The organism is Amycolatopsis sp. NPDC051061 (genome assembly GCF_040682935.1).
GTDB lineage: Bacteria > Actinomycetota > Actinomycetes > Mycobacteriales > Pseudonocardiaceae > Amycolatopsis.
Genome location: NZ_JBFBBZ010000021.1, coordinates 132,116 through 148,920, shown reverse-complemented (window position 1 = coordinate 148,920; position 16,805 = coordinate 132,116). Strand labels below are relative to the sequence as shown.

At 72.3% G+C, this 16,805-nt stretch carries 12 protein-coding genes; 8 read left to right on the top strand and 4 right to left on the bottom strand.

The window, feature by feature from the left end; translation table 11 throughout:
* Positions 1-22 precede the first annotated feature (22 nt).
* Positions 23-199 carry a hypothetical protein gene (locus AB0N03_RS27320; RefSeq protein ID WP_364377308.1) on the bottom strand — a complete coding sequence of 59 codons (177 nt, stop codon included), beginning with the start codon at positions 197-199 and terminating at the stop codon, positions 23-25.
* A gap of 342 nt (positions 200-541) precedes the next feature.
* Between AB0N03_RS27320 and AB0N03_RS27315 the strand changes: the two genes are divergently transcribed.
* The 3 genes from AB0N03_RS27315 (at position 542) to AB0N03_RS27305 (ending at position 4,075) form a co-directional block, all read left to right on the top strand.
* The gene (locus AB0N03_RS27315) at positions 542-1,348 is read left to right on the top strand and encodes an EamA family transporter (RefSeq protein WP_364377306.1); all 807 of its coding nucleotides are present in this window, start codon (positions 542-544) and stop codon (positions 1,346-1,348) included.
* Between the two features lie 528 nt (positions 1,349-1,876).
* Complete coding sequence (locus tag AB0N03_RS27310) at positions 1,877-3,244, top strand: glutamine synthetase (RefSeq protein WP_364377304.1); 1,368 nt, start codon at positions 1,877-1,879, stop codon at positions 3,242-3,244.
* Between the two features lie 48 nt (positions 3,245-3,292).
* On the top strand, positions 3,293-4,075 hold the full coding sequence (locus tag AB0N03_RS27305) for a hypothetical protein (protein WP_364377302.1): 783 nt from the start codon (positions 3,293-3,295) through the stop codon (positions 4,073-4,075).
* Here the strand turns inward: AB0N03_RS27305 and AB0N03_RS27300 are convergent.
* The 3 genes from AB0N03_RS27300 to AB0N03_RS27290 are packed head-to-tail and all read right to left on the bottom strand — an operon-like array spanning position 4,053 to position 5,940.
* Positions 4,053-5,522, bottom strand: a complete 1,470-nt coding sequence (locus AB0N03_RS27300; RefSeq protein WP_364377300.1) for an amino acid permease — start codon at positions 5,520-5,522, stop codon at positions 4,053-4,055. The two genes, AB0N03_RS27305 and AB0N03_RS27300, sit on opposite strands and share 23 nt — an antisense overlap.
* Before the next feature lie 17 nt (positions 5,523-5,539).
* Entirely contained in the window at positions 5,540-5,704 is a 165-nt protein-coding gene (locus tag AB0N03_RS27295) for a LuxR C-terminal-related transcriptional regulator (protein WP_364377371.1), read from the bottom strand.
* Between the two features lie 56 nt (positions 5,705-5,760).
* A complete protein-coding gene (locus AB0N03_RS27290) occupies positions 5,761-5,940 on the bottom strand; it encodes a hypothetical protein (protein WP_364377373.1) in 180 nt (59 codons plus the stop codon).
* Positions 5,941-6,247: 307 nt separating this feature from the next.
* Here AB0N03_RS27290 and malQ point away from each other — a divergent pair, with 307 nt between their 5' ends.
* From malQ to glgX (AB0N03_RS27265), 5 genes are all read left to right on the top strand, one after another.
* Entirely contained in the window at positions 6,248-8,200 is a 1,953-nt protein-coding gene (malQ, locus tag AB0N03_RS27285) for a 4-alpha-glucanotransferase (RefSeq protein ID WP_364377298.1), read from the top strand.
* 92 nt (positions 8,201-8,292) lie between these two features.
* The gene (gene glgX, locus AB0N03_RS27280) at positions 8,293-10,413 is read left to right on the top strand and encodes a glycogen debranching protein GlgX (protein ID WP_364377296.1); all 2,121 of its coding nucleotides are present in this window, start codon (positions 8,293-8,295) and stop codon (positions 10,411-10,413) included.
* Entirely contained in the window at positions 10,410-12,695 is a 2,286-nt protein-coding gene (treY, locus tag AB0N03_RS27275) for a malto-oligosyltrehalose synthase (RefSeq protein ID WP_364377294.1), read from the top strand. Before glgX (AB0N03_RS27280) ends, treY begins: the two co-directional genes overlap by 4 nt.
* Positions 12,692-14,404: a malto-oligosyltrehalose trehalohydrolase gene (gene treZ / locus AB0N03_RS27270; protein WP_364377292.1), complete on the top strand. Its 1,713-nt coding sequence runs from the start codon at positions 12,692-12,694 to the stop codon at positions 14,402-14,404. The genes treY and treZ overlap by 4 nt, the downstream gene beginning before the upstream one ends.
* A 51-nt stretch (positions 14,405-14,455) precedes the next feature.
* Complete coding sequence (glgX, locus tag AB0N03_RS27265) at positions 14,456-16,612, top strand: glycogen debranching protein GlgX (RefSeq protein ID WP_364377290.1); 2,157 nt, start codon at positions 14,456-14,458, stop codon at positions 16,610-16,612.
* Positions 16,613-16,805: the final 193 nt, after the last annotated feature.

The following is a 16,805-nucleotide window of genomic DNA, read 5'->3' as shown; positions in this document are numbered from 1 at the left end:
GCCTTCGGGCGTTTCGGAGTGGTTACCGCTGGATGTCGGCGGACAGTTCCTTGAGCTTGGCCTCGTGCGCGCGGGCGTGGTGCCCGCAGAAGAGCAGTTCCCCACCCTTGAGGATGGCTCGTACCTGAGCTGCAGCTCCGCACCGGTCACAGCGGTCGGCGGCGGTCAGTTCGGGGCGGGTGAGCGTCGGCGTTGTCATGGGGGTCTCCCTCCGTCCCGGCACCGGTTGCCCGGTGCCATCGATCCAGCTACGCCCACTTCGGGACTGATGCCGGTGGCGGCGATCGCCTTCGGCTCCGCGGTGTTCGTGCTTCCACTCTTCCAGACGTTTCGCGGCTCGCAAGTGTTCCCGCGCCGGTGGGACCTGAGTCACGCCGATTTACCCCGGATGCCGTAACCACATCCCGCAATGCAGGAGACGAATACCCGGAGAGTGACGTTTTCCGTGGTCAGGCACCATGGGGTGGTGAGTACGGTGACTTCGCCTCGACGGGTTTCCCGGGTCCCCGCTCCGCTGTTGTTCGTTCTCAGCGGAATTTCCATGTACGCCGGAGCGGCCATCGCGGTCGGCCTTTTCGGCCACGCGACGCCCGCCGGGGTGGCGTGGCTGCGCTGCCTCGGCGCGGCGGTGGTGCTCCTGGCCTGGCGCCGCCCCGGACGAGCTGCCTGGCGGGGCCGCCGGCTGGCGCTGGCGATCGCGTTCGGCGTCGTGACGGCGGGCATGAACGTGCTCTTCTACGAGGCGATCGCCCGGCTCCCGCTGGGGACGGTGGTGGCGATGGAGTTCATCGGCCCGGTCCTGGTGGCCGCGTTCGGGTCCCGCTCGCTCCGGGACGTGCTGGCGGTGGTCCTGGTGGCGTGCGGAGTGGGGGCGATCGCGGACGTCCAGCTCGCGGGTTCGTTGGCGGGGGTCGTTTTCGCCCTGGGCGCGGCGGCGGCCTGGGCGGGCTACATCGTCCTGGGCAAGCGAGTGGCCTCGTCCGAGGGATCGGGGATCGACAGCCTGGCCATCGGCTTCGCGGCGGCGACGGTGGTGCTGTCCCCACTCGCCGTCGGGACGGGCGAGGTGTGGTCTTCGCCACGGATGCTGCTGCTCGGGGTGGGCGTGGGGGTGCTGTCGACGGTGGTGCCGTATGCGCTGGACCAGGTGGTCCTGCGGCGGCTCGGACAGGCCCGGTTCGCGGTGTTGCTGGCGTTGCTGCCGGTCACGGCCGGGGTGATGGGGTTCGTGCTGCTGGCGCAGGTGCCTTCGTGGCCGGAGGCGCTGGGGACGCTGGCGGTGGTGGGCGGGGTGGCGCTGCGGAGCCGGGATGAGGCTGTACGGCCGGTGCCGGAGCCGCCGGGGTGACGGGTGCCGAGGTTGCCCGTGCAGTTGGCGCCGGAGTCATCGGGCTGGGCGGTTGCCGGGTTACCACAGGCCAGTGCCACCGGGGTGGTAGCCGGCGAGATTCGCCCGGTGCCGGTGCCGGTGCCGGTGCCGGTGCCGGTGCCGGTGCCACCGGGGTGACAGCTGGCGAGATTCGCCTGGTGCCGGTGCCACCGGGTTGAGCCGCCGCCGCCGGACTGCGGGGTTGCGGGGGTTGCCCACAGGCCGGTGCCTGTGCTGCCGGGTTGCCCCACAGGCGAGCGCCGGAGCCGCCGGACCGGCGGTTGCCGGGTTACCCACAGGCCGGTGCCGGTGCCGCCGGGGTGAGCCCGTGCGGCCGCCGCCGAGTTGACGGTGGCCGGGGTTGTCCACAGCCCGGCCGTGATGTGGACAACCCACCTCGGTTGCCGCTTTCCCCGGCCTTTTCGTCGGACTCGCCCGATACGCTGGAGCGGGGCTCGGCCCCCTGGGATGGGCGGGGTCTGTTTGCGGCCGGAGGAGGCGGGTGCCATGACCAAGGCGGCGTCGGCCGCGGCGAAGGACTTCGCCGCCGCCGGGGTGGCAGGGGTCCACCTCGCCTGGGCGGACAACAACGGCATCCCGCGCTCGCGCATCGTCCCCATCGGCGGCCTCGCCGACGCCGCCACCCGGGGCGTCGGAGCCACCTCGCTCTTCGCCGTCTTCGACAGCCACGACGCCATCACCTACGGGCACGCCGGCCTCGCCACGCCCTCCGGGGACATCCGGCTCGTGCCCGTCGTCGACCGGCTGCGGCGGCTCGCCGGGCAGCCCGCGCTCGCCTGGGCGCCCGTCCGGCAGCTCACTCGAAGCGGCGACCCCTGGCCCTACTGCCAGCGCACCGTCCTCGAAGCGCAGGTCGCCGAGGGCTCGCGGCGCGGGCTCGAGTTCCGCGCCGGCTACGAGCTGGAGTTCGCCGTCGCGCCCGCGGGCAGCACCGACGTCGTCAGCACGCCCGGGCACCCCGGGCCGGCCTACAGCCCGCACGCCCTCGTCGGGCTCGACGGCTTCGTCGCCGCCCTCCTGCACGACTTCGCCGCCAACGGCCTGCGGATCGGCCAGCTGCACGCCGAGTACGGCGTGGCGCAGGTCGAGCTGTCGCTGGCCGCGACCGATCCGGTCTCCGCCGCCGACGACCAGCTGCTGGCCCGTCAGACCATCCACGCCGCCGCGCACGCGCACGGCCTCGTCGTCAGCTTCGCGCCGCTGGTCGGCCTCGGCGCGGCCGGCAACGGCTGGCACCTGCACACCTCGGTCCGCCGCAAGGGCCGAAACCTCCTCGACGCCGACAACGCCGACGGTGCCGGCGTACCCACCGGTGACGGCGCCGGCTACCTGGCCGGGCTGCTGCGTGACCTGCCGGCGCTGACCGCGATCACGGCGCCTAGCGTCCCGTCGACCCTGCGGCTGCGCCCTGGCTACTTCGCGGGCGCGTACGCGTTCTGGGGCGTCGAGAACCGCGAGGCGCCGCTGCGGTACGTCCCGGGCTCGCGGCTGCTGGGCACCGACCACGCGAACGTCGAGCTCAAGACGTCCGACGCCTCCGCCAACCCCTACCTCGCCCTGGCCGTGGTGCTGGCCGCCGGGATGGCCGGCATCTCGGACGCCGCCGCGCTGCCCGGCCCGATCGCCGAGGACCCGGGCGGCTGGACGGAAGGCGAGCGGGAGACGAGCGGGGTGCGCAGGCTGCCGGCCGACACCGCCGAGCAGGACACGGCGCTGATGGCCTCACCGCGGGTCGCCGGGGTGCTCGGCGACGACCTGCTCGGGGCCTTCCGCGCGGTCCGCGCGTCCGACGCGGCGTGGGCGGCCGAGCGCACGGCCGACGAGATCGTCGCCGCCCACCTGTGGCGTTATTGAGGCTGGGAAGATGACCCCAATGAATCCGGGAAGCCGCTGAGAGGACCGATGTCTTCGGGGATCGACGGCGGGCAGCTCGACCTGTCCGGAGTGCGGTGGCTGCCGGGCGGGGCCCGGCTGGCCGCGGTCGCGCAGGCGGAGCTGCCCCAGAAGGACGGCTTGGCCGCGGCGTTCTGCGGGCTCGCGGCGTTGCGCGCGGCCGGGCTCGACGTGCTCGACCAGGACGCCGTCGCGGTGGCCGCGGGGACGGTCCGCGGGCCGGTCGTGCGCCCGCCGGGCGAGACCGGCCGGCCGGAGTTCCGGTTGCCCGTACCGCTCGTCGACGACCCGGCCGCCGCGGGGACCCGGGTGTCCGGGCTGGCGACGGCGCTCGGTGCGCTGTCGGGCGGCGCCCTCGCGGCGGTACCGGTGACGGGGGAGTGGACCACCGAGACGCTCTTCGACCTGCTGGTCGGCCTCTGGGACGTGCCGCGCGTCGCGGTGATCGCCCGGATCGACAGCGCCGAGCTCGGTGCCCACGACACCCCGGAACGCGCGCTGCTCGACTACCTCGACACCGGCGTCCCGCCACTGTGGACGTCCCGCTGGCGTCCGCCGGGCGGCCACTTCGTGCTCGTGGCGGGCATCCGGATCGGTGCGGAAGGCACGCTGCTGTCCGTTGTGGACACCTACCCGTCGTTCGGGGACAACGGGATCCACGACCAGCCCGTCGAATGGGTCGCCGCGGCGCTGGCCGGGCTGGGCGTGCTGGTGGTCGTCGACGCGGACCAGGTCGCCGTGACGCGCGAGGCGGCCCGCGTCGCCGGCCTCACTCCGTCGTTTTGGGACTGACCGCTTCGGCGTTCTCGGGCGCGAAGCGGGAGTGGCGGCGGCCGTAGGCGAAGTAGATGACCAGGCCGATCACCAGCCAGACGGCGAACCGGATCCAGGTGAGCACGTTGAGGTTGAGCATCAGGTACAGGCACGCCAGCGCCGCCAGGATCGGGACCACCGGCGAGAACGGCACGGAGAACGGGCGGTCCAGGTCCGGCCGGCGGCGGCGCAGCACCGGCACCGCGACGGCCACGATGATCATCGCCGACAGCGCGCCGATGCTCACCATGTCGGCCAGCTCGGAGATCGGGATGAACGCGGCCAGCACGGCGATCAGCACGGCGCCGCCGATGGTCATCCGGTGCGGGGTGCCCCAGCGCGGGTGCGTGCGCCCGAGCGCCTTCGGCAGCAGGCCGTCGCGGCCCATGGCGAAGCCGATCCGCCCGATCGTGACCAGCTCGACCATCATCACCGACGTCAGCCCGGTCACCGCGCCGAGCGAGATGAGCGCGCCGACCCAGTGCTGGCCGACCTTGTCGAACGCGTCCGCCAGCGGCGCGCCGGTGTCGATGTCGGTGAACGGGATCATGCCGGTCAGCACGATCGACACCCCGATGTAGAGCAGCGCGCACACGCCGAGCGCGCCGAGGATGCCGACCCGGAGGTCCTTGCGCGGGTTCAGCGTCTCCTCGCCGAGGTTCGCGAGCGCTTCGAAACCGGTGTAGGCGAAGAAGACGATGGCGGCGGCGGTGACCATCCCGGCGATGCCGTAGACCGACTGCTCCAGGCCGAGCGCGGCCTGGACGATCGGCTGCTCCAGCACCGTGGAGCCGTTCTCGGGCGGCTTCGCGGCCGGGATGAACGGCGTGAGGTTCGCGCCCTTGACGAAGAACAAGCCGACCGCCAGCACCAGCACGCAGACGGCGACCTTCACGCAGACGAGCAGGTTGGTCAGCCAGGCCGACTCCTTGATGCCCAGCACGGCGATGACGGTCAGCACGGCGATGATCAGCACCGCCCCGACGTTCACCTTCGCGTCCTCGCCGAACCATTCCGGTGACAGCCCGAGCAGGTTGGCCAGGTAGCCGGACCACCCGCGCGACACCACGGCGGCGCCGAGCGCGAACTCCAGCAGCAGGTCCCAGCCGATGATCCAGGCGAACACCTCGCCGAGGGTGGCGAAGGCGTACGTGTAAGCGCTTCCGGCCGTCGGGACGCTGGAGGCGAGCTCGGCGTAGCAGAGCGCCGCGAGCCCCGCGACGACCGCACCGAGCACGAACGACAGCGTCACCGCGGGCCCGGCGTGCGTCTTCGCCTCGACGCCCGCGAGGGTGAAGATGCCGGTGCCGATGATGATCCCCACGCCGAACCCGACCAGGTCGCGCCCGCGCAGCCGCCGCTTGAGCTCCCCGGAGTCCTGGCGCTTCAGCACGTCGTCCACGTTCAACGTTCTCCGCACACCCATGAGGAGAAGTTAGAAGGTCACGGAGGTTTCCGCAGAACGGCGGACGCCGGGTTTTCGCGGGTCAGGCCGTTCTCCCGGGCGAGGATCGCCGCCTGGGTGCGCGAGCGCAGGTCGAGCTTGCCCAACACGCGCGAGACGTGCGTCTTCACCGTCGTCTCGCCGATGTAGAGCCGCGTGCCGATCTGGGTGTTCGACAGGCCTTCGCCGAGGCAGGCGAGGACCTCGCGTTCGCGCTCGGTCAGGTCATCGAGACCGTGGGGCGTGGTGCGGGTTCGCGGCTGCCGGCGGCGAACGCGGTGATCAGCCGCCGCGTGATCTGCGGGGCGAGCACCCCCTCGCCGGCCTGCCGGACGGCGGCGGCGGCGCCGTCGGCGGCTTGCCCGACGACCCGCACGCCTTCGGCGTTGTCGAGGATCATGACGAGGCCGTTCGCGGGAAGGGGAGGGGGCGGATCGGCTGCTCGCCGGAGCGACCAGCGGGGCTGGCGGGATGCGGGCGGGTTGGTCGCCGTCAGAGCTGACGGCGGGAGTAAGGCACCCCGACCCGGCCGGATCCTCGCCCCGGCGAGCGCGGCAGCGCCGGCCAAACCGCAGGCGCTCCCGGCACCCGGCAAGCGCCTCCGCACGGGCCGCCGACCGCTCCCGCCATCCCCCTCGACCGGGTGCCCGGAGTGACGTCACCCCCTGCGGATGGCGCGATCGGCCGGGCACCGGAATGCTTGTCCCGTGCCCGACGACATCCCCGCCCGCAGCGCCCTGCACCAGCTCGCCGACCGCTACGGCGTCGCCACCCGGTACGAGAACGCCGACCAGGTCTGGGTCGAAGTCGAAGACGACGTCGTCGTCGCCGTCCTGGGCCAGTTCGGGGTCGATGCCGGCAGTGACGACGCCATCGCCCGCGCGCTCGGTGCCCGCGAAACCCCCGGCAAGCTGCCGCCGACCATCGTGCTCAAGCAAGGCGCCACGCGTCCGCTCGGTACCAATGCCGAGATCTTCCTCGAAGACGGGGGCCGGCGGGTCACCGCCGGCGATCTCCCCGCCGACCTGCCGCTCGGCTGGCACCGGATCGTCACCGCCGACCAGGACGTCGTGCTCGCCGTCGTGCCCGGGACACTGCCGGACGTCCCGCCCGCCTGGGGCTGGATGCTGCAGCTCTACGCGCTGCACTCGGCCGGCTCCTGGGGCATCGGCGACTACGGCGACCTCGCGACCTTCGCCGCCCGCTCGGCCTCGGAACTGGACGCCGGCGTCCTGCTCGTCAACCCCGTGCAGGCCTTCAGCCCCGCCCACCCCGTCGAGCGGTCGCCCTACTCGCCCGCGAGCCGGCGGTTCGCCAACCCGGTCTACCTGCGCGTCACCGCCACCGGCACCTACGCGCAAGCCGATGCCGCGACGCAGGAGGCCGTGCGGTCCCTCGCCCCGGACCGGGACGGCGAACTCATCGACTACGACGCCGTCTGGACGGCGAAACGCGCCGCGCTCGAGCTGCTGTGGCCGCACCGCGTCGAAGACCTGCCCAGGGACGCCGACCTCGACGACTTCGCCCTCTTCTGCGCCCTGGCCGAACAGCACGGCGCCGACTGGCGGGACTGGCCGGTGGAGCTCCAGGACCCTGCCACACCCGAGGTGGCGAAGGCCCGCGAGGAACTCAAGGAGCGCGTCGGCTTCCACGCCTGGCTCCAGCACCTCTGCCGAGCGCAGCTGGAGACCGCCCGCAAGGCGGCGCGCGAGGCCGGGATGACCGTCGGGATCGTGCACGACCTGCCCGTCGGCGTGCACCCCGGCGGGGCCGACACCTGGGCGGTGCGGGACGTCTTCGCCGCCGACGTCCGCGTCGGCGCGCCGCCGGACGCCTTCAACCAGCAAGGACAAGACTGGAACCTGCCGCCGTGGCGGCCGGACAAGCTCGCCGAGGCCGGGTACGCGCCGTTCCGGGACGTCATCCGGGGGGTGCTGCGCTACGCCGACGGCATCCGCGTCGACCACATCGCCGGGCTCTGGCGGCTGTGGTGGATCCCGCCGGGCGAGCCCGCGCACCGCGGCACCTACGTCCACTACGACGCCGAGGCCATGGTCGGCGTGCTCGCGCTCGAGGCGCATCGCGCGGGCGCCGTCGTCGTGGGGGAGGACCTCGGGACCGTCGAGGAGACCGTCACCGAGACCATGCACGAACGCGGCATGCTCAGCTCGGCCGTCCTTTGGTTCGAACGCGACTGGGACGCGCCGGGCAAGCCGTTCACGCGCCCGGACGGGTGGGACCCGGAGGCCATGGCCAGCATCTCCACCCACGACCTGCCGACGGTCTCCGGCTGGCTGGAGGGCGAGCACGTGCGGGTCCGGGCCGAGCTGGGCCTGCTGGATCGCGGGGTCGAAGCCGAAGAAAACGCGGCCGCCGCGGAACGCCAGGCGTTGCGGGAACTCCTTGCCCGGGAAGGGATTCCGGACGACGACATGGTCGTCGCGCTGCACAGTCTCCTCGCGCGAGCCGCGTCCCGGCTGGTGCTGACGTCACCGGCCGACGTCGCGGGCCAGGTGCGGCAGCCGAATCTGCCCGGGACGGTCGACCAGTACCCTAACTGGCGGATTCCCCTTCCCGTCAGCGTCGACGGCTTCTTCACCGCGAAGGGGGTGCGCGCCGCGGTGGCGCCGCTGGCGGCGGCGCGTCCGTTGCCCGGGTAACGGGTACCCCCTGGCGCACGACCCCCGCAGTGATGCGCGTCCGCGAGTGCGGGCGCGCCCGTACACCCCTGTAACAGCTCGAGGAGACCTCAGTGCGGCCCTGGCCCGGAACGCCCTACCCGCTCGGCGCCACCTACGACGGAGTCGGGACGAACTTCGCCCTCTTCTCCGAGGTGGCCGAGCGAGTCGAACTGTGCCTGTTCGACGGCGAGGGCAACGAGACGCGGTACGCGCTCGAAGAGGTGGACGGCTTCGTCCACCACGGCTACCTGCTCAACGTCGGCCCCGGCCAGCGCTACGGGTTCCGGGTGCACGGCCCGTACGACCCGGCCCGCGGCCTGCGCTGCAACCCGAACAAGCTGCTCATCGACCCCTACGCGAAGGCCGTCTCGCACGGCGTGAAGTGGGACGAGTCGCTCTTCGGCTACCAGTTCGCCAACCCGGACGAGCGCAACGACGACGACTCCGCCGGCCGGGTGCCGTACTCGCTGGTGGCGAACCCGTTCTTCGACTGGGGCAACGACCGTCAGCCGAAGCGGCCGTACAACGAGACGGTCATCTACGAAGCGCACGTCAAGGGCATGACGGTGAACCACCCGTTCGTGCCCGAAGCGCTGCGGGGCACCTACGCCGGCCTGGCGCACCCCGCCGTCGTCGAGCACCTGCAGAAGCTCGGCGTGACGGCGGTGGAGCTGCTGCCGGTGCACCAGTTCGTCTCCGACCACGGGCTGGAGGAGAAGGGGCTCACGAACTACTGGGGCTACAACACGATCGGTTACTTCGCCCCGCACGACTCCTACGCCGCGATGCCCGGCGAGGGCGGCCAGGTCCAGGAGTTCAAGGGCATGGTCAAGGCCTTCCACGAGGCCGGCATCGAAGTGATCCTCGACGTGGTTTACAACCACACCGCCGAGGGCAACCACCTCGGGCCGACCCTGTCGATGCGCGGCATCGACAACGAGGCCTACTACCGGCTGGTGGAGGGGGAGCCCGAGTACTACATGGACTACACCGGCACCGGGAACTCCCTCAACGTGCGCAACCCGCACACCCTGCAGCTGATCATGGATTCGCTGCGGTACTGGGTGACGGAGATGCACGTCGACGGCTTCCGCTTCGACCTCGCCTCGGCGCTGGCGCGCGAGTTCTACGACGTCGACCGGCTGTCGACGTTCTTCGACCTGGTGCAGCAGGACCCGATCGTGAGCCAGGTGAAGCTGATCGCCGAGCCGTGGGACGTCGGTCCCGGCGGCTACCAGGTCGGCAACTTCCCGCCGCTGTGGACGGAGTGGAACGGGCAGTACCGCGACACCGTCCGCGACTTCTGGCGCGGCGAGCCCTCGACGCTCGGCGAGTTCGCGTCGCGGATCACCGGCTCCTCGGACCTCTACCAGGACGACGGCCGCCGCCCCTTCGCGTCGATCAACTTCGTCACCGCTCACGACGGCTTCACGCTGCGGGACCTGGTGTCCTACAACGAAAAGCACAACGAGGCCAACGGCGAGGACGGCCGCGACGGCGCCGACGACAACCGGTCGTGGAACTGCGGGGTCGAGGGCGACACCGACGACCCCGAGGTCCTCGACCTGCGCGTCCGCCAGCAGCGCAACATGCTGGCCACGGTGCTGCTGTCGCAGGGCGTGCCGATGATCCTGCACGGCGACGAGTTCGGCCGCACCCAGCAGGGCAACAACAACGTCTACTGCCAGGACTCCGAACTGTCCTGGATGGACTGGGCGCTGGCCACCGAGCACGCCGACCTGGTCCGGTTCACCGGCGGCCTGAGCGCGTTCCGGCACCGGCACCCGGTGTTCCGCCGCCGCCGGTTCTTCCAGGGCGGCCCGGTCGGCAAGGGCGAGAAGCTCGGCGACATCGCCTGGTTCACCCCGGCCGGCGAGGAGATGATCGAGCAGAACTGGGACGACGGCTTCGGCAAGGCGGTCGTCGTCTTCCTCAACGGCCAGGCGATCCCCGATCTCGACCCGCGCGGCATGCACGTCGAGGACGACTCGTTCCTGCTCGCGTTCAACGCGCACTACGAAGACATCGACGCCAAGCTCCCGGGCAACGGCTACGGCGAGGCCTGGACCGTCGTCGTCGACACCGCGACGGGCGAGGTCGAACCCCACGACGCGAAACCCATCGAAGGCGGCGGCCAGCTCACCCTGCCCGCCCGCTCCCTGATCGTGCTGCAGCGGACGGAGCCCGTATGACGGTGCCGGAGTCGACCTACCGGGTGCAGCTGCGCCCGGAGTTCTCCTTCAGCGACGCCGCCGGCATCGCCGGCTACCTGCGTGACCTGGGCATCGGCGCGCTCTACGCGTCGCCGGTGCTGGACGCGGCCCCCGGCTCGACCCACGGCTACGACGTCGTCGACACGACGCGCGCGCGGCCCGCGCTGGGCGGCGAGTCGGCCCGCCAAGAGCTCAGCACGCTCCTGAAGGAGCTCGGGCTGGGCCTGGTCGTCGACATCGTGCCGAACCACATGTCGGTCGAGGTGCCGAAGGTCAACCGGTGGTGGTGGGACGTGCTCACGCACGGCCGCGACTCGGAGTTCGCGTCCTTCTTCGACGTCGACTGGGACCGCGGCCCGCTCCTGCTGCCGGTGCTCGGCGACGACAGTGACGATGGAGCCGTCGCCGAGCTGACCGTCGACGGCGGCGAGCTGGCCTACTACGACCACCGCTTCCCGATCGCCCCCGGCACGGAAAGCGGGACGCCGCGGGAGATCCACGAGCGTCAGCACTACCGCCTGGTCGACTGGCGCCGCGGCAACGCGGAGCTCACCTACCGCCGGTTCTTCGACATCACGAACCTGGCCGCGGTCCGCGTCGAGGACCCGATCGTGTTCGCCGAGACGCACGGGGAGGTCCTGCGCTGGGTGGCCGACGGTGACGTCACCGGCCTGCGCGTCGACCACCCGGACGGCCTCGCCGACCCGGGCGGCTACTTCCGGCGGCTGCGCGAGAACGCCCCGGGCGCGTGGATCGTGGCCGAGAAGATCCTGCACCCGGGCGAGCCGCTGCCGCAGAGCTGGGCGGTCGACGGCACCACCGGCTACGACGCCCTGCGCGAGGTCGCCGGCGTCTTCGTCGACCCGGCCGCCGAGCCCGACTTCACGGCGCTGGCCACGGAGCTGGGCGTGAAGACCGGTTACCACCGCGTCGAGGCCGAGGCCCGCCGCCTGGTCACCGACCACATCCTGGTCGCCGAGGTCCGGCGGATCGCGGCGTTGCTGCCCGACATCGATCCCGAAGCCGCGCGGCAGGCGGTGGCGGAGACCATGGTCGCGTTCCCCGTCTACCGCTCCTACCTGCCCGAAGGCGCGGCGCACTGGACGGCCGCGATCGACGGTGCCCGCCGGACGCGGCCCGACCTCGCCGACGCGCTGATCATCCTCGACGCGTACGTGCGCAAGAACCCTGAGAGCGAGCTGGCCACCCGGATCCAGCAGACCTCCGGCATGGTCGTGGCCAAGGGCACCGAGGACACGACGTTCTACCGCTACACGCGCTTCGCCGCGCTCAACGAGGTCGGCGGCAACCCGGACCGGTTCGGCCTCGGCGTCGAGGAGTTCCACCGCCTGGCGGCCGAGCGCGAAGCCGGTTACCCGGCCGCGATGACGACGCTGACCACACACGACACCAAGCGCTCCGAGGACACCCGCGCGCGGATGGCCGTGCTCGCGGAGGTGCCCGGCGAGTTCGCCGGGGCCGTCCGGCGGTGGACCGCGCGACGCGGGATCGACGAGCCGTCGCTGAACCTCCTGGCCTGGCAGACGCTCGTCGCGACCTGGCCGATCGAACCGGCCCGGCTACGGGACTACCTCGACAAGGCGGCCAAGGAGGCCAAGCTCCGGACCAGCTGGACCAGCCACGACGAAGCTTTCGAGGCCGACGTCGCCGCCTGGCCCGACGACGTCATGGGCGACGCCGAGCTGGCCGCGGAGATCGAAGCCTTCGTCGGGCGCATCGAGAAGCCCGGCTACGCGAACTCCCTCGGCCAGAAGTTCGTGCAGCTGACCGCGCCCGGCGTCCCGGACGTCTACCAGGGCACCGAGCTGTGGGACTTCTCGCTGGTCGACCCGGACAACCGCCGCCCGGTCGACTACGCGGTCCGGCGCGAGATCCTCGCGCGGGTCGTCGACGGCGAGCTGCCGGAGATCGACGCGTCGGGTGCGGCGAAGCTGCTCGTCGTGCACAAGGCGCTGCGGCTGCGCCGCGAACACCCGGCGCTGTTCCGCGGCTACCGGCCGCTGCGGGCCGAGGGCGCCGCGGCGGAGCACTGCCTCGCCTTCACCCGAAGCGCGGACCTGGCCGTGGCCGTGACCCGGCTGCCGGTCGGCCTCGAAGCCGCCGGCGGCTGGGGCGACACCGTGCTGCCGCTGCCCGGCGGCGTCTGGACCGACGTCCTGACCGGCCGCGAGGTCACCGGTGACCTCGCCACTCTGTTCGAGCGGTACCCCGTGGCGTTGCTGGTGCGAGGAGACGCATGAGGTTCAGCGTGTGGGCCCCGGCGGCCCGCCGGGTCCGGGTGAGCGTCGACGCCGGCGTGCACGAGATGACCGCCGGTGACGGCGGCTGGTGGCACGCCGAGGCCGAGGGCATCAACTACGCCTTCCTCCTGGACAACTCCGACGATCGCCTGCCCGACCCGCGGTCGCGGTGGCAGCCCCACGGCGTCCACCAGGAGTCCCGCGTCTACGACCACGCCGACTTCGAATGGACCGACGACGCCTGGCACGGGCGGCAGCTGCCCGGCGGAGTCGTCTACGAGCTGCACGTCGGCACGTTCACCGAGGGCGGCACCTTCGACGCGGCGATCGACCGCCTCGACCACCTCGTCGAGCTCGGCATCACCCACGTCGAGCTGCTGCCGGTCAACTCCTTCGACGGCACCGCCGGCTGGGGCTACGACGGCGTCCTCTGGGGCGCGGTCCACGAGCCCTACGGCGGGCCGGACGGCTTCAAGCGGTTCGTCGACGCGGCCCACGCGCGCGGCCTGGCCGTCGTGCTCGACGTCGTCTACAACCACCTCGGGCCGTCGGGTGCCTACCTCGACCGGTTCGGGCCGTACTTCGCCGGGCAGAACGAGTGGGGTCCGGGCCTGAACCTCGACGGCGCCGGCTCGGACGAGGTCCGCCGGTACGTCGTGGACAACGCGCTGAGCTGGTTCCGCGACTTCCACGTCGACGCGCTGCGCCTGGACGCGGTGCACGCGCTGCTCGACCGGCGGGCCGTCCACCTGCTCGAGCAGCTCGCCGTCGAGACCGAAACGCTGTCGGCGGCGCTGAACCGGCCGCTGACGCTGATCGCCGAGTCCGACCTCAACGACCCGAAGCTCGTCACGCCCCGCGAGCGCGGCGGCTACGGTCTGCACGCCCAGTGGTCGGACGACTTCCACCACGCCCTGCACGTCAAGCTCACCGGCGAGACGTCCGGTTACTACCCGGACTTCGCCGCCCACGACGCCGTCGAGCGGGTGCTGCGCGACGTGTTCTTCCACACCGGGACCTGGTCGTCGTTCCGCGAGCGGACCCACGGCCGCCCGGTGGACACCCGGACCGTGCCGGGTCACCGCTTCCTCGCCTACCTGCAGAACCACGACCAGATCGGCAACCGCGCGACCGGCGACCGGCTGTCCGCGACCGTCTCGCGAGACCGGCTGGCCTGCGGCGCGGCCATCCTGTTCTGCTCGCCCTTCACCCCGATGGTGTTCATGGGGGAGGAGTGGGCGGCGAGCACGCCGTGGCAGTTCTTCGCCTCCTTCCCGGACCCGGAGCTGGCCGAGGCGGTCCGCACGGGCCGTCGTCGCGAGTTCGCGCGGCACGGCTGGGGCGAGTCCGACGTGCCCGACCCGATGGACCCGGCGACGGTCGAGCGCTCCCGGCTCGACTGGGCCGAAGCGGACACGCCCGGCCACCGCGAGATGCTCGAGCTGTACCGGACGCTGATCCGGCTGCGGCGCGATCACCCCGGGCCGGCCGATCCGCAGGTCTCCGACCTGCGGGTCGACGCCGCCCCGGACGGATCTTGGCTGGTGCTGCACCGCGGGCGGCTGCGGCTGGCCGTCAACTTCGGAGCCGGCCCGGTGACGCTCCCGCTCGGCGCCACGGCGACCCTGCTGACCTGGGCCGAGGCCACCGTGGACGGTGGGGCCGCGGTGCTGCCGCCGGACAGTTTCGTTCTGGTCGAAACCCGATAACTCCGGCGGCACATCGCGCGGGATGTGACCCGGATCTGGGACGATTCAGGAATGGCGACACGACCCTCGACCCAGCACGTCCGCGCCGGACGCCCGTTCCCGCTCGGCGCCCACCCCGAGGCGGGTGGGGTCCGGTTCGCGATCACCTCCGCCGTCGCGGACGCGGTCGACCTGTGCCTGATCGACGCCGACGGGTCCGAACGGCGGATCGCGCTCACCGAGCGCACGTTCGGCGTCTGGCACGGCCTGGTGCCCGGGGTGACGCCGGGCCAGCGGTACGGCTACCGCATCCACGGCCCGTACGACCCGGCCCGCGGCCTGCGCTGCAACCCGCACAAGCTGCTCCTCGACCCGTACGCCCGGCAGATCACCGGCGGGCTCACCGATCTGCGCGCGGCCCAGGGCTTCACCGGCGACCCCGAGCGCGGCCCGATGTCCACAGTGGACTCCCTGGGCAGCGTGCCGCTCTCGGTGGTGTCCTCGCCGGGCGGGCCGGACACCGGGGTGAAGCCGGAGGTCCCGTTCGAGGAGGCGGTGGTCTACGAGCTGCACGTCAAGGGGTTCACCCAGCAGCACCCGTTCATCCCGGAGGCGCTGCGCGGCACCTACCTCGGCCTGGCCCACCCGGTGGCCGTCGAGTACCTGACCCGGCTCGGCGTCACGTCGGTGGAGCTGCTGCCGGTGCACTCGTTCCTCGACGAGCCGTCGCTGGTCCGGGCCGGGCGGCACAACTACTGGGGGTACTCGCCGCTCGGCTTCTTCGCGCCGCACGCCGCCTACGCCAGCGAGCCCGGCCACGAGGTCGAGGAGTTCCGCCTGATGGTGGCCGCCCTGCACGCGGCCGGCATCGAGGTGATCGTCGACGTCGTGTTCAACCACACCTGCGAGGGCGGCCCCGACGGGCCGACGCTGAGTTTCCGCGGGCTGAACGCGCCCGCCTACTACCTGCACACCGAGCGCGGCCACATGGCCGACATCACCGGCTGCGGCAACACCCTGGAGGCCGGCTCGCCGACGGTGGTCCGGCTGGTCACCGACTCGCTGCGGTACTGGACGCAGGAACTGGGCGTCGACGGCTTCCGGTTCGACCTGGCCAGCACGCTCGGCCGGGCCCGCGGCGGCGTGTTCGACCCCGCGTCGACGCTGCTCACCGCGATCACCACCGACCCGGTGCTCACGCGCTGCAAGCTCATCGCGGAGCCGTGGGACGCCACCGGCGAGGGCTACCGCGTCGGCGGCTTCGGCGCCCAGTGGGCGGAGTGGAACGGCCGCTTCCGCGACACGGTGCGCGACTTCTGGCGCGGCGCGACCGGCGTGCGCGATCTGGCCTACCGGCTGTCCGGTTCGTCGGACCTCTACGACCACAACCTGCGCCGGCCGTGGCAGTCGATCAACTTCGTCACCGCTCACGACGGCTTCACGCTGCGGGACCTGGTGTCCTACAACGAGAAGCACAACGAGGCCAACGGCGAGGACAACCGCGACGGAGGCAACGACAACCGCTCGTGGAACCACGGCGCCGAGGGCGGCACCGCCGACCAGGGGATCCGCGAGCTGCGCGCGCGGCAGGTGCGGAACATGTTCGCCACGCTGCTGCTGTCCACCGGCACCCCGATGATCACCGCGGGCGACGAGTTCTGGCGGACCCAGGGCGGCAACAACAACGCGTACTGCCTCGACGACGAGACGTCGTGGCTGGACTGGACCCCCGATGACGCCGAAGCCCCCGAAGCCGAGGCGATGCTGGCTTTCGCCCGCCGGGTCGTGCGGCTGCGGTCGATGAGCCCGGCGCTGCGGCAGCCGGAGTTCTTCGAAGGCCGGACCACGCCGACCGGCAAGCCGGACCTGGTCTGGTTCCGCCCCGACGGCGAGGAGTTCGGCGAGACCGACTGGTTCGAGGACCGGCACACGCTCGGCATGTGGGTCGACGGCTCGAACAGCCAGGCCCGCAACCGCGACGGCGAGCTGGTGCCCGACCACTCGTGGCTGATGTGGCTGCACGCGGGGGAGGAGGCGGCCGAAGTCGTGCTGCCGGACCGCGAATACGGCGAGACGTTCAAGCCGACGCTCGACACGAGCACCGCGGACGGCAGCCCGGCCAACCCGGGCCCGCTGGAGGCCAAGAGCCGGCTGACGCTGCAGTCGCGTTCGCTGCTCCTCCTCCGCGCTCCGCGCCTGGCCTCGGACCACCCCACCGAAGGCCCCTGACGAACCGGACGGCACGGCGAGGTCCGGACGCCGCGGCCGTGTCGTCCATTCGGGTACGGGTGTTCGCCGTCAGGGTGCGCGTGTCGGGGGTGCCGGCTCGCCGGGGGCCGACGGGCCGGCCGTAACCTGCCGGACACCCGCCGGAAATTCGTTGCGGGGGAAGCGTTTCACTCGCACCCGAGTGGGTACACAA

What these genes read in the sequence shown, in the direction of transcription:
- AB0N03_RS27320 (WP_364377308.1), bottom strand. Translation starts at nt 199, where the DNA reads ATGACAACGCCGACGCTCACCCGCCCCGAACTGACCGCCGCCGACCGC.
- AB0N03_RS27315 (WP_364377306.1), top strand. Translation starts at nt 542, where the DNA reads ATGTACGCCGGAGCGGCCATCGCGGTCGGCCTTTTCGGCCACGCGACG.
- AB0N03_RS27310 (WP_364377304.1), top strand. Translation starts at nt 1,877, where the DNA reads ATGACCAAGGCGGCGTCGGCCGCGGCGAAGGACTTCGCCGCCGCCGGG.
- AB0N03_RS27305 (WP_364377302.1), top strand. Translation starts at nt 3,293, where the DNA reads ATGTCTTCGGGGATCGACGGCGGGCAGCTCGACCTGTCCGGAGTGCGG.
- AB0N03_RS27300 (WP_364377300.1), bottom strand. Translation starts at nt 5,522, where the DNA reads ATGGGTGTGCGGAGAACGTTGAACGTGGACGACGTGCTGAAGCGCCAG.
- AB0N03_RS27290 (WP_364377373.1), bottom strand. Translation starts at nt 5,940, where the DNA reads ATGATCCTCGACAACGCCGAAGGCGTGCGGGTCGTCGGGCAAGCCGCC.
- treY (WP_364377294.1), top strand. Translation starts at nt 10,410, where the DNA reads ATGACGGTGCCGGAGTCGACCTACCGGGTGCAGCTGCGCCCGGAGTTC.
- treZ (WP_364377292.1), top strand. Translation starts at nt 12,692, where the DNA reads ATGAGGTTCAGCGTGTGGGCCCCGGCGGCCCGCCGGGTCCGGGTGAGC.
- glgX (WP_364377290.1), top strand. Translation starts at nt 14,456, where the DNA reads ATGGCGACACGACCCTCGACCCAGCACGTCCGCGCCGGACGCCCGTTC.